10 protein-coding genes are annotated in these 13,100 nt (G+C 65.1%); 8 read left to right on the forward strand and 2 right to left on the reverse strand.

Annotated elements, in window-relative coordinates:
• Positions 1 to 61 precede the first annotated feature (61 nt).
• The 8 genes from CEQ44_RS21120 to CEQ44_RS21155 all read left to right on the forward strand — a co-directional run bounded on the left by CEQ44_RS21120 (position 62) and on the right by CEQ44_RS21155 (position 10,986).
• A complete protein-coding gene (locus tag CEQ44_RS21120; protein ID WP_088184875.1) occupies positions 62 to 1,270 on the forward strand; it encodes a rhamnogalacturonan acetylesterase in 1,209 nt (402 codons plus the stop codon).
• On the forward strand, positions 1,270 to 2,790 hold the full coding sequence (locus CEQ44_RS21125) for a glycosyl hydrolase family 28-related protein (RefSeq protein ID WP_254913787.1): 1,521 nt from the start codon (positions 1,270 to 1,272) through the stop codon (positions 2,788 to 2,790). Before CEQ44_RS21120 ends, CEQ44_RS21125 begins: the two co-directional genes overlap by 1 nt.
• A gap of 69 nt (positions 2,791 to 2,859) precedes the next feature.
• On the forward strand, positions 2,860 to 3,174 hold the full coding sequence (locus tag CEQ44_RS21130; RefSeq protein ID WP_088184909.1) for an L-rhamnose mutarotase: 315 nt from the start codon (positions 2,860 to 2,862) through the stop codon (positions 3,172 to 3,174).
• Positions 3,175 to 3,178: 4 nt separating this feature from the next.
• The gene (locus CEQ44_RS21135) at positions 3,179 to 6,190 is read left to right on the forward strand and encodes a beta-galactosidase (protein ID WP_088184874.1); all 3,012 of its coding nucleotides are present in this window, start codon (positions 3,179 to 3,181) and stop codon (positions 6,188 to 6,190) included.
• Between the two features lie 6 nt (positions 6,191 to 6,196).
• Entirely contained in the window at positions 6,197 to 7,312 is a 1,116-nt protein-coding gene (locus CEQ44_RS21140) for a glycoside hydrolase family 105 protein (protein WP_088184873.1), read from the forward strand.
• Between the two features lie 87 nt (positions 7,313 to 7,399).
• On the forward strand, positions 7,400 to 8,914 hold the full coding sequence (locus CEQ44_RS21145) for an MFS transporter (RefSeq protein ID WP_088184872.1): 1,515 nt from the start codon (positions 7,400 to 7,402) through the stop codon (positions 8,912 to 8,914).
• Between the two features lie 13 nt (positions 8,915 to 8,927).
• A complete protein-coding gene (locus CEQ44_RS21150) occupies positions 8,928 to 9,890 on the forward strand; it encodes a family 43 glycosylhydrolase (protein ID WP_088184871.1) in 963 nt (320 codons plus the stop codon).
• Between the two features lie 46 nt (positions 9,891 to 9,936).
• Positions 9,937 to 10,986 carry a LacI family DNA-binding transcriptional regulator gene (locus CEQ44_RS21155; RefSeq protein ID WP_088184870.1) on the forward strand — a complete coding sequence of 350 codons (1,050 nt, stop codon included), beginning with the start codon at positions 9,937 to 9,939 and terminating at the stop codon, positions 10,984 to 10,986.
• Positions 10,987 to 11,001: 15 nt separating this feature from the next.
• Here CEQ44_RS21155 and rhaT read toward each other — a convergent pair whose 3' ends face one another.
• Positions 11,002 to 12,066: an L-rhamnose/proton symporter RhaT gene (rhaT, locus tag CEQ44_RS21160; protein ID WP_088184869.1), complete on the reverse strand. Its 1,065-nt coding sequence runs from the start codon at positions 12,064 to 12,066 to the stop codon at positions 11,002 to 11,004.
• Positions 12,063 to 12,965: an amidohydrolase gene (locus CEQ44_RS21165; protein WP_088184868.1), complete on the reverse strand. Its 903-nt coding sequence runs from the start codon at positions 12,963 to 12,965 to the stop codon at positions 12,063 to 12,065. Before CEQ44_RS21165 ends, rhaT begins: the two co-directional genes overlap by 4 nt.
• Positions 12,966 to 13,100 lie beyond the last annotated feature (135 nt).

Here is a 13,100-nt window from a genome sequence, read left to right on the forward strand (position 1 = left end):
ATCTGAGGGAGCGCCGCGGCGTTGTGGCGCTCCCTTTCTTGTCTGATCGGATGGTCCCTTCATGCCGCTCTCCGTCACGTTCGCCTTGATGCTAGCCGCCGCCCCGCCGCCGACCACCCAAAGTTTCGACCTGCGCCCCGGATCGGCGGAATGGCGGCATCCCTATGCGCATGGCGGCCATGGCGTGGAGACAGGCGGCACCGCGCAGGGCTTTCTATTTTCTGTGGCGCTGCCCGAAGGCGACTATCGCGTCACGGTGCGGTTGGGCGACGATCGCCAGCCGGGCGACACCAGCGTCAAGGTGGAGGCCCGGCGGCTAATGCTGAACCATGTCGTCACGCGCCGGGGCGAGTGGGTAGAGCGCAGCTTCCTGGTCAATATCCGCACCTCCGCATTGACGCCGCCGCCGCCCAATGCGCCGGGCGGCCGCGCCGTGCGTATAGACGCGCGCGATGCGCAGGAAGCCACCTGGGACGAGAAGCTGACGCTGGAATTTCTCGGCCGGCCGGCGGTGGAGTCGGTACGGATCGCGCCGGTGACCGCGCCAACGCTCTTTCTGGCCGGCGATTCGACCGTGACCGACCAATATGCCGAACCGGCCGCCAGTTGGGGCCAGATGCTGCCCGCGATGCTGGACGATCGCGTCGTGGTCGCCAACCATGCCAAGTCGGGCGCGACCCTTAAATCCTTCCTGACCGACCTGCGCTTCGACAAGCTGCTGTCGGGCATGAAGCCGGGCGACTGGCTGTTCATCCAGTTCGGCCACAACGACCAGAAAGCGGAATGGCCGCAAACCTATCTCGACGCCGCGACCGGTTATCCCGCCTGGCTGCGCGTCTATGTCGCCGAAGCGCGGCGGCGTGGCGCGCATCCGGTGCTGGTGACGTCGCCCGAACGGCGCAATTTCGACGCGCAGGGGAAGATCGTCGATACGCTGGGCGCCTATGCGGCGGCGGCGCGCAAGGTCGCAGCGGAAGAACAGGTGCCGCTGATCGACCTCAACGCCGACAGCCGGACGATCTACGAAGCGCTGGGGCCGGATGTCGCGCCCCGCGCCTTCAATGATGGCGGCAAGGACAAGACCCATCATAATAATTATGGCGCCTGGCTGCTGGCGAGCGCCGTGGCGGATCGGATTCGTGCGCAGATTCCCGCGCTGGCGGCGCATGTGACAATAGCCGCCTTCGTCCCGGCCCGGCCGCCCGCGCCGGACGCGGTCGCGATCGCTCCCAGCCTGATCCGCAGCGATCAGCGGCCGATAGGTAATTGATGCGCGTGACCCGCCGCGATGTGACGCTGGGCCTGGCGGGCGGGCTGCTGCCGGTCTTTCCCGCGCACGCCGCACGCTACTATGATGTCCGCGATCATGGCGCGCGCGGCGATGGCATCGCGATCGACAGCGGTGCGATCAACGCTGCCATCGCGGCCGCCTCGGCCGCGGGCGGTGGCACCGTCGTCCTGCCGCGCGGGCGCTATCTCTGCTTTTCGATCCGGCTACGGAGCCGGGTGACGCTGTTGCTGGGCGAAGGCGCGGTGATCGAGGCGGCCGATCCGGCGCGCCACGGCGGACGCTACGACCTGCCCGAAGCGGGTATCGACCAGCTTTATCAGGATTTCGGCCATAGCCATTGGCGCAACAGCCTGATCTGGGGCGAGGATGTCGAGCAGGTGTCGATCACAGGGCCGGGCCTGATCCACGGACTCGGATTGACTCGCGACGGCCCAGGCGCGCGCTGGAAGAAACAAGCTGGCGAGCGGCCGCTATCGATGCAGGGCATGACCGACGCCCAGATTGCCGAACTGGAACCGGATGCCGCTGCGATGCAGGGGCTGGGCAACAAGGCGATCGCGTTGAAGAATGGGCGCGACATCCGCCTGTCGGGCTTCACCATCCTGAAGGGCGGCCATTTCGCGATTCTGGCCACCGGCACGGGGGAATTGCGGATCGACGGGCTGACGATCGACACCGACCGCGACGGCATCGACCTGGATTGCGTGCGTGACGTGCTGGTGGAGCGGTGCCGGGTTAATGCACCCAATGACGACGCCATCGTGGTCAAGAGCAGCTTCGCGCTGGGCCGGGCGATTACGTCGGAGAATATCCTGATCCGCGACTGCGACGTATCGGGCTATGACATGGGATCGCTGGTCGATGGCACGAAGCGGACGACGCAGGAGATCGCGCCCGACCGCGACCGGGTGACGGGGCGGATCAAGCTCGGCACCGAGAGCAATGGCGGATACCGCAACGTGCGCATCGAAGATTGCCGCTTCACCCGCTGTCGCGGGCTGGCGCTGGAGACGGTGGACGGCGGCGTCATGGAGCATATCGTAGCCAGCCGCCTAACCATGCAAGACGTCACCACCGCGCCCCTTTTTCTGCGGCTGGGCGATCGGCGGCGGGGGCCGGAAGGCACCGGCGTCGGCGCGATCCGCGATGTCGTCATCAGCGAAGTGGACGCCCGCGGCATCGACCATCGCTTTCCCGCGGCCTTGGCCGGGCTGCCGGGCCATCCCATCGCCGACGTGACGCTGCGCGATGTGCACCTTCTCTATCGCGGCGGCGGCGCGGCGGCCGATGCGGCGCGTGTTCCGGCAGAATCGCCCGACGCCTATCCCGAACCCAGCATGTTCGGCGTGCTGCCCAGTTGGGCCTTATGGTCCCGCCATGTGGAACGGCTGACGATCGACGGCCTGCGCGCGCAAACCATGACGCCGGACCAACGGCGGCCCTTCCTCTTCGACGATGTGCGCCATCTTTCGGTGCGAAACACACCGCTCTGGCGTTGACGAACTTTTGGGACAGTGCTACCAAATATCGGTAGCATGTTCCACAATATGGATATAGCGGAGAGGCCCATGTCCATCCACGCCTTCAAGATGCAGCTGAAACCCGGCGTGGTGGACGAGTATCGCAAGCGCCACGACGAAATCTGGCCAGAGCTGTCCAACTTGCTGTCGCAGGCGGGCATCTATGACTATGCGATCTTTCTGGATGAAGAGACGCTGAGCCTGTTCGCGGTGCTCAAGCTGCGCGACGACCATCAGCGCGATGCGCTGCCCGACCATCCCATAATGCAGCGCTGGTGGGACTATATGGCCCCGCTGATGGAGGTGCAGCCCGGCAACCAGCCCAGGGAATGGCCGCTCCCCCTGCTGTTCCACATGGCCTGATCCCATGCGTTCGCTGATCGCCGCGCTGCTGCTCGGTTCCGCCCTGGCTATCCCCCTGGCTGCCCCGCTTGCCGCGCAGGAGGCCAAGCAGACCGCCAACCTGTCCGCCCCGGTCAAGACGTTCGGCCGCGTGTCCTATGATGCGCGCTCGCTGATGGTCGATGGCAAGCGGCTGGTGATCTGGGGCGGGGAGTTCCACCCCTTCCGCCTGCCCTCGCCGGACTTGTGGCGCGACATCCTTCAGAAGATGAAGGCGAGCGGCTTCAATACGGTCGCTCTCTATTTCGACTGGGGCTATCACAGCCCGAAACAGGGCGTGTATGATTTCAGCGGCATCCGCGACATCGACCGGCTGCTGACGATGGCGGAGGAGGAAGGCCTCTACGTCATCACCCGCGCCGGTCCCTATGTGAATGCGGAATTGTCGCGCGGCGGCTTTCCCGGATGGCTGGTCAACCAACGCGCCCGCGCCCGGACCGACGATCCGGCCTATCTGGCGGCGGTCGACGAATGGCTGACGCGGATCGATGCGATCATCGCCAAGCATCAGATCAATGCCGATCCCAAGCGCCGCTATGGCGTCATCCTGCATCAGATCGAAAATGAGCTGGCGCTGACCACCCCGGCGCAGCGCCGCTATATGGACCATCTCGCCGCCAAGGCGCGGGCCGATGGCATCACCATCCCGCTGTTCCACAATGACCAGGGCCGCAATGGCTATTGGACGCCCGAATCGTCCAAGGTCGACAAGGTCGTGACCGGCCCCAACGACATGTACGCTTTCGACGGCTATCCCGGCGGCACCTGCACGGTGGAAGGCAAGCCGACCCGCGATGTCGCCGCGCCCGACTGGGGCTATTATGGTCCGGGCGGAGCCAAGGGCGGCGCATCCGCATCGCCTGACACGCCGGGTTTCCTCGCCGAGTTCGGCGGCGGCTGGTTCGATTATTGGGGATCGAATGGCGGCTATGCCTGCAACGCGATCCAGCGCGGCAAGCGGTTCCAGCGGGTCTTCTACGGCACGAACCTGGCCAACGGCATCGGCATCCAGAGCTTCTACATGACCTATGGCGGCACCAGCTGGGGCTGGCTGCCCGCGCCGGTGGTGTTTACCAGCTATGATTATGGCGCCGCGATCTCTGAACCGCGCGCGCTGCGCGACAAGGCGCTGGAGATGAAGCAACTGGGCGGGCTGATCGCGTCGGTGCCCGATTTGGCCGGTATGATCCCGGCTGGGGCGGTGGCGATTTCGTCACCCAACATCCAGATCTATCACAATAAAAGCCCGGAGACGGACGCGCGTTTCCTGATGGTGACGCACAGGCCGTCCAACGGTCAGACGAACGACCGCTTCACCTTCACCGCCGACCTGCCCGATGGCCGCTACACCGTGCCGATGCAGTTGAACGGCTTCGACGCCAAATGGCTGGTCGCGGGCGTGACGCTGGGTGGACAGCGGCTGGTCTATTCGACCTCCGAACTCCAGTCCGCGCAGGTGATGGACGGGGCGGACGTGCTGCTGCTCTACGGCCGCGCCGGCGAGCCGAGCGAGACAGTGCTGCGCTATGCCTCCGCGCCCAAGGTGACGGTGCTGGAAGGCAGCGCCACCAGCGGCTTCGACGCGGCTAAGGGCGATCTCAAACTCGCCTACAACCATCAAGGCCGCGCTGTCCTGCGAATCGAGGGTGGCGGACGAGCGCCGCTGACCTTGATCCTTACCGACGAGGCTGAAGGCGCGCGCTACTGGCGGCAAGAGGACGCTCTGGTGCGCGGCCCGGCGCTGGTGCGCAGCGCCACGGTCAAGGGCGGCACGCTGGCGCTCACAGGCGACACGGCCGAGGCCAGCCCGCTCGAAATCTGGACGCCCAAGGCGGTTCGTGCGCTTACGTGGAATGGCGCGAGGATCGCCACCAAAGCAACCGCTGTCGGCAGCCTCACCGCCGTGCGGCCGCTGGCCGGTCCAGCCGACATCGCTCTGCCCCTGCTGACCGATTGGCGCATGGCCAAGGGATCGCCCGAAGCCGATCCGGCCTTCGATGACAGCGCATGGCAGGCGATCGACAACCGTGCCTCCGCCAGCATCACCGCACGGCCCGATGGCCAGCCCAATATGGGCATGGACGCCTATGGCTTTCATGACGGCGACGTCTGGTATCGCGGGCGCTTCTCCGGCACGCCGGACGCCAGAGCGCTGTCGCTCTATTATGGCGCGGGCGGATCGGGGCTGGTGCAGGCCTGGATCGATGGCCAGTTCCTGGGCGAGGCGGACACGCCCGGCGGCCTGCCCCGCCCCATCACCACCGGCACGGCGCGCTTCGCCCTGCCCGCCGGCGCGCAATCGGGCGAGCATGTCGTCTCCGTCATGGTCCGCAATAATGGCCATAATTGGGATCTGGACAGCGACGATTTCCATAAGGAAGCGCGCGGCCTTATCTCCGCCTCGCTGGAGGGCGGCCTGAACGGACGCAGCTTCGCCGTGCCGATCGCGTGGAAGATCCAGGGCAAGCAGGGCGGCGAAGACCTGCCCGATCCCGCACGCGGCCCGGCGAACAATGGCGGCCAATATGGCGAGCGGATGGGATGGCATCTGCCCGGCTTCGATGATCGCGGCTGGGCAAGGACCAGCGTCCCTGTGGCGCAGGCGCAGGCCGGCACGAACTGGTATCGCACCGCCTTCGACCTTGCCGTGCCCAAGGGACAGGACGCGACCATCGGGCTGAGTTTCGGCGACGCAACCACGCCGCGTTCGCCGGTGCGCTACCGCGTGCTGATCTTCGTCAACGGGTGGAATATGGGTCAGTTCATCGCGCATGTCGGCCCGCAGCGAACCTTCCCCATCCCCGAAGGCATCCTCAATCATCGGGGCCGCAATCATGTCGCGCTGGCCGTCACGTCCGACGGCCAGGCGGGCGATGCGCTGGAAGCCGTGCGCCTCGTCACCCTGCATAGCGCGAAGGGCGGCCTGCCGGTGAGCCAAGTCGCCGCGCCCAATGCGCCTACAGACCTCAAGGAGTAACGATACGTGGCCGCTCTCACTCATGACGTCCCTCGCCCCCAGGTGATCGATGCCATCGATCGCCTGATGGACAATCTCGTCAATATCCGGGACGAGACCGGCGAATTCCTGCTGCATCTGGACGATGGCCGCATCATCGACACCAAGGGCTGGGCCGGATGGGAATGGACCCACGGCATCGGCCTGTTCGGCATGTGGCGCTATTATGAGCAGACCGGCGACGCCAAGGCGCTGACGATCATCAAGCAATGGTTCGAGGATCGCTTCGCCGAGGGCACGCCGACCAAGAATATCAACACGATGGCGCCCTTCATCACGCTCGCCTACCTGCATGAACATGAACCGGACCCGCGCTATATCCCCTATCTGGACAGCTGGGCCGAATGGCTGATGGCGCCCGATGGCCTGCCCAAGACCGAAGAAGGCGGGTTCCAGCATATCGTGTATAATGACGAAAATCCCGGTGAGTTGTGGGACGACACGCTGATGATGTCGGTGCTGCCGCTGGCCAAGATCGGCCTGCTGCTGGACCGCCCGGCCTATGTCGAGGAAGCCAAGCGGCAATTCCTGATCCACATAAAATATCTGTTCGATACCAGGACGGGCCTGTGGTTCCACGGCTGGGACTTTAACGGCCGCCACAATTTTGCGGAGGCGCTGTGGGCGCGCGGCAATTGCTGGGTGACGATCGCCATTCCGGAGATCATCGAGATTCTCGACCTGAAGGACGGCGATTTCTTCCGCACCTTCCTGATCGACACGCTCGCCGCCCAGGTGAAGACGCTGAGTGAGACGCAGGACGCGGACACCGGCTTGTGGCACACGCTGATCGTCGATCCGACCAGCTATCTGGAAGCATCGGCCACCGCCGGTTTCGCCTATGGCATATTGAAGGCGGTGCGGAAGGGCTATCTGCCGCGCCAATATGACGCGGTCGGCATCAAGGCGGTGCGCGGGGTACTTGCCAATATCGATGAGGCCGGCGAGCTGCAGCAGGTCAGCTTCGGCACGGCGATGGGCGATACCCAGCAATTCTACAAGGATATCGCGCTGACCTCCATGCCCTATGGCCAGAGCCTGGCCATCTGTGCGCTGGGGGAGTTTCTGCGGACCTATATCTGACGCAGGCCAAACCGGACGGGTGGCGGTCGTGCGCGCACCCTCGCCGGTCGGGGAATGACAATGATAAGAAGGGCGGAGGAGCCGACCATGCCTGAAACAGCGCCCACCCGGCCCGTCCGCCTGCGCAATTATCTCGCCTACGGCTCCAACGATGTGCTGGGCGCGGGATCGATGGCAGTCATTTCGGGCTGGGTGCTGATCTTCTTCACGCAGTTTTGCGGGCTGAGCGCCGGGCAGGCGGCGACGATCTTCGCCGTGGCCCGCATCCTGGACGCCTTCGCCTCGCCGATGATCGGCTATATTTCCGACCATTTCGGATCGACCTGGCTGGGGCGGAGATTTGGGCGGCGGCGCTTCTTCATCCTGGCCGCGATCCCGTTGCTGCCCAGCTTCGCGCTGATGTGGCTGCCGGGGCAGGGATTCTGGTATTATCTCGTCAGCTATGTGCTGTTCGAACTGGTCTATGCGATGGAGATCATCCCGTTCGAAACGCTGGCGGCCGAAATGTCGAGCGACTATCGCACCAAGGCGAAGTTCGCCGGATCGCGCATCCTGTTCGGGCAGGCGTCGGCGATCCTCGCGGGCTTTCTGCCGCTGTGGCTCATTAATGCGCTGGGCCGGGACAGCGCCGACACCTTCTTCTATATGGGCCTGATCTTCGCGGCGCTGTTCATGGTGACGGCGGGCCTGCTTTACCTGTTCAGCTGGGAACGGCATATGCCGGGCGGGCGGGCGGTGGCCGCCGAACGGCCCGTGGCCGGTGGCGCTGGGCAGGCGTTGAAGGCGCTCTATCGCAACCTCTTCTCGACCATGCGGATTCGCGCCTTCCGCCTGCACCTGGGCATGTATCTGGGCGGCTATATCAGCCAGGATATTTTCAACGCGGCCTTCACCTTTTTCGTCATCTTCGCGCTGTCAGGATCAATGGCCATCGCATCGGGGCTGCTGGGCACCATGTATATCGTCCAGTTCGTAGCGGTCATCATCGCCATCAACCTGGCGCTGCGCGCGTCCCCTTCCCGCGCCTATCAGGTCGCTGCGATAGACTTTGCGGTGGGCGTGTTCGCGCTGATCGCCCTGTGGCTGCTCGGCGTGCCTGCCACATCCCCCTGGATCTGGTTGCCGATCATCCTGGCGGGTCTGGGGCGCGGGGCGCTCAACTATATTCCATGGGCGACCTATAATTATATGGCCGACGTGGACGAGATCGTCACCGGCCAGCGGCGCGAGGGCAGTTTTGCCGGCGTCATGACCTTCGTGCGCAAGGCGACCCAGGCGGTCGCGGTCGCGGGCGTGGGGTTCATCATGCAGGCGGGCGGTTTCGTGTCGGGCGCCCCGGCGCAGAGTTCCGGGGCGATCCTGACCATGGCGCTGCTGCTGGGCGTGGGCACGGTCGGCTGCCTGATGTTCGGTATCGCCATATCCACACGCTTTCGCCTGAGCCCTGCCACCCACGACATATTGATGCATGAGATCGAGCATCTGCGCAGCGGCGCGCGCACGCCCAGCTCGCCCGGCGCGGCGCTGGTCGTCGAGGATCTGTCCGGCTGGCGCTACGACCAGTTGTGGGGCCATAATCCGGTGGCGGGGCAGGCACGATGACAGGATTGCCGCGATGATCGGCGCTTTGCTGCTGCTGGCAGCGGCCAGCGGGCCGGTCGCGCCCAAGCCGTTGTTCCGCGATCCGGTGCATGACGGGGCGGCGGATGCCTCGACCGTGCGCGACCCGACCAGCGGCGAATGGGTGATGTTTTACACCAACCGCCGCGCCGACCTTCCCATGGAGGACGCCAGGGACGTGCGCTGGGTCCATGGCACCGCGATCGGAGTCGCGCGGTCGAAGGATGGCGCGCACTGGACCTATGGCGGCACGGCCAACATTCCCAAAAGCTGCACCGGCGAGACGCTGTGGGCACCTGAGGTTCAATGGCTGGCGGGCCAGTGGCATATGTGGCTGACGGTGGTGCCGGGCGTCTATCGCGACTGGAACGCGCCGCGCTTCATCGTCCATCTGACCAGCCCGGACCTTAAGGCATGGACCTGCGGCGAGCGGCTCGACCTTGGCTCCGACCGAGTGATCGACGCCAGCGTGCTGGCGCTGCCCGGCGGTCGTTATCGGCTATTCTATAACGACGAGCGGATGAACAAGGCGATCCGTACTGCCGACAGCGACGATCTGGTCCACTGGACGGCGGGCGAGCGGTTGACGCACACGCCGGGTGAAGGACCGAAGGCCTTCGTATGGAAGGGGCGATACTGGCTGATATCCGACGCGTGGAGGGGACTACTGGTCATGCGATCGGCCGATGGCGCGCGTTGGACGACGCAGCCCGGCCATATATTGGACCAGCCCGGCATCCATCCGACCGACCGGGCGAAGGGGCAGCATCCCGACATCATCGTAGCTGGGGATCGCGCCTATATCCTCTACTTCGTCCATCAGGATGGCGAGGACGAAGCCAAGGCGAACCCCGACTGGCCGCGGCGCAGCGTGCTCCAGATCGCCGAGTTGACGGAAAAGGACGGGGTGATCAGCGTCGATCGTAACGCCCCGGCACATATCAAGCTGACGCCCTGAATCCCTATGATTTTCCTTGGCCGTAAAAGCAGCTAGGGAAGAGGGGATGCAGAAAAGCGACCCCAAGAAGAAGCTCCCCACGATCAAGGAAGTTGCCGCTCGCGCGGGCGTGTCGGTCATGACCGCTTCGCGTGCGGTCAACGGCAAGGCGCTGGTCAGCGCCAAGGCGCGACGCGCGGTCGAACTGGCGGTCAAGGAACTGGGCTATATCCCCAATGCGTCCGCCCGCGCGCTGGCCGGGAGCGTCGATCGGCGCGTCGCGTTGCTGCACAGCAACTCCACCACATCAGCCTATCTGGGCGAATTGCTGCTGGGGGCGCTAAGCGAAGCGCCGCAACGACACCTGCATCTGGTGGTCGAACAATGCGCGCCCGGCGCCTTTGCCGAAGAGATCGTCGAGCAGGTCGCCGATGCCAATGTCGCCGGCGTGATCCTGCCGCCGCCCCTGTGCGACTGGCCGGACCTGATCGCCGGACTGATCGCGCGCGACATCGCGATCGTCGCCATCGCGCCGGACCAGGACGCACCGGACATGCTGGCCGTCGGCACCGACGATCGCCATGCGGCCTATGACCTCACCCGGCACCTGATCGAATTGGGGCATCGGCGCATCGGTTTCATCGAGGGCAATCCACGCCACCGGTCCAGCGCGCGCCGGTTGCAGGGCTTTCGCGACGCACTGCTCCATCATGGGCTGGCGCATGACGACCAGCTGATCGTGCCGGGCGACTATAGTTATCGGTCGGGGCTGGACGCGGCTGAACGGCTGATGTCGCTGGAGCCGCGGCCGACAGCCATCTTCGCCTGCAACGATGATATGGCCGCCGCGGCGATCACCGTCGCGCACCAGCGCCGGATCAACGTGCCGGCCGAAATCAGCATCTGCGGTTTTGACGATACGCCGCTAGCGAGCGCGATCTGGCCGGCGCTGACCACCATCCGCCAGCCGATCCGCGACATGAGCCGCGAGGCGATCGGCCTGCTGGCGATGCGCTTCCGCAGCCAGGACGAGGGCGCGGACGCGATTATCGGCAAAGTGAAGCTCGACTACCAGCTGATCCGTCGCCAGTCGGATGCGGTGCCGGCCCGGCATTGACGCCGGGCCAGGCGATCAGACGGCGAGGCGGTTGCCATAGCCGATGATGAGCGTGGCGAAGATCAGCAGGCCCACCCCGCTCCACACCATGCGGCGGACGGCGGGCGCGGCGTCCTTCCATTCGCGGAAGGCGAAGCCCCAGCAGGTGCCGAAGATGATGATGGACGCCATGTGCAGCGTCCAGCTGGAAAAGCCGAAACGGCCCATCTGGCTTTCGCCCATGGTGTAGAAGAAGAACTGAAAATACCAGGCGGTGCCCGCCAGCGCGCAAAGCAGGAAATTGGGAAGGAGCGCGGGGCGATGGCCCGATGCGTCCGCCGCGCCGACCCATTGGCCCGCCGACCTGTTCTTGACGATCAGCCAGCCACACCAGAGCGCGTTGGTGACAAGGCCGCCGAACATGACGAGGCAGAGGGTGGGCAGTCCGGTCCAGAGCGGGCCGGTGCCCGCCGCCGCCGAGAGCACCTTGACCGGTTCGCCCGCCGCCAGGCCGAAGGCGAAGCAGGAGGACATGATGCCGGAGAAGATGGCGACGGCGATGCCTTTTTTGAAATTAAACTCCGCGACGGCCGCAGCTTTCTGCTCCGCCGACAGCGCCGCATCCTTGCGCGCGCCCGCCATCGCGACGACCACGATGCCCAGAACCGTGACCGCCAGGCCAAGCAGCACGATCTGCCCGTGCAGCGTGCCGGCGATCTGCGTCATGAAGCTGCCGTCGACGATCGGCGGGATCAATGTGCCGAATACGGTGCACAGGCCCAGCACCACCGCCATGCCGAGCGAGAGGCCCAGATAGCGCATGGTCAGGCCATAGGTGAGGCCGCCAAAGCCCCAGAGAAAGCCGAAGAAGACGCAGCAGCCCATGACCGAGGGCGGCACCTGGCGCATCACGCCCATCAGGTCGCTGGTCTGGATCGCAGCGAAGAACCAAGGGGCGATAACCCAGGAGAAGATGCCGCCGGTGAGCCAGAAAATCTCCCAGTTCCAGCGTTTGACGCCGCGATAGGGAACGTAGAAGCTGGCCGAGGCGAGCCCGCCCAGCCAATGGAAGAGGACGCCGAGCAGTGGATTGCCGATCATAGGTTGAGTCCCAAACGATAGAGGCGGTTGGCGTTGCCCGCGAAGAGCGCGCGGCGGTCGGCTTCGGGAAAGTCCGCGACGATGGCGTGATAGGCTTCCATATAGCGGTCGATCGGACCGAATAGTTTGTCGGTGGGCGTGTCGCTAGCGAAGGCGCAGCGATCGACGCCGAACAGGTCGATGGTTTCGCGGACCAGCGGTTCGATCGTTTCGCGGGTCCAGTCGCGACGGATGAAGCCCATGCCCGAAAGCTTGACTGCGACATGAGGCAAGGCGGCGAGCGCCGTCATGCCCTTGCGCCAGTCGTCCAGGCCATCGGCGTCGGTGAGGACCGGCATCCCCATATGGTTGATGATGACCGGAATGTCGGGATGGCGCGCGATCAGTGGCACGAGGCCCGGCATCTGGCCTGGATAGCATTGCAGGTCGAAGGAGAGGCCGTGCTTCGCGAGCAGCGTGTAGCCTGCCTGCCATTGGGAATCGACGGTGAGGTCGGTGAGACTATAGGTGCGTCGGGGATCAGGATGCCAATTGACGATATGGCGGATGCCTTTGACCCGCGGATGGGCGGCCTGCGCGGCGAGCAGGGTATCGACATCGGGATTGTTGAGAGCGGCAAAGGCGACGAAACCGGTGGGGAGGCCTTCGACGGCTGCGAGGCCATCGAGCCACTGGGTTTCGCGGACCGCACTGTCCGCCGCCGCGCCTGCATCGACATGGACCGCGCCCACGACATGCCAACGGGCGAGGTCGGTGCGGTAATCGGTGACGCCATAGTCGTGGGCGATCGCCTCGACGCTGCCGTTCGGTCCCTCATCGGAGAAGGGGGCGCTCAGCCAGTCGTAGCGGATATGCTGGAGATCCCACAAATGGATATGGGCATCGACAAAGGGGATCATGAACCTCTCCGCTGAAACAAACCCCCGTTCGGACTGAGCCTGTCGAAGCCCTTCTCTTCCCGCTTCAAGAGAAGAAAGCCGTTCGACAGGCTCAGGGCGAACGGGATTGATATAGGGCCAAGACATTTGCGGCGC

This window comes from Sphingobium sp. Z007 (genome assembly GCF_900013425.1).
Lineage (GTDB): Bacteria > Pseudomonadota > Alphaproteobacteria > Sphingomonadales > Sphingomonadaceae > Sphingobium.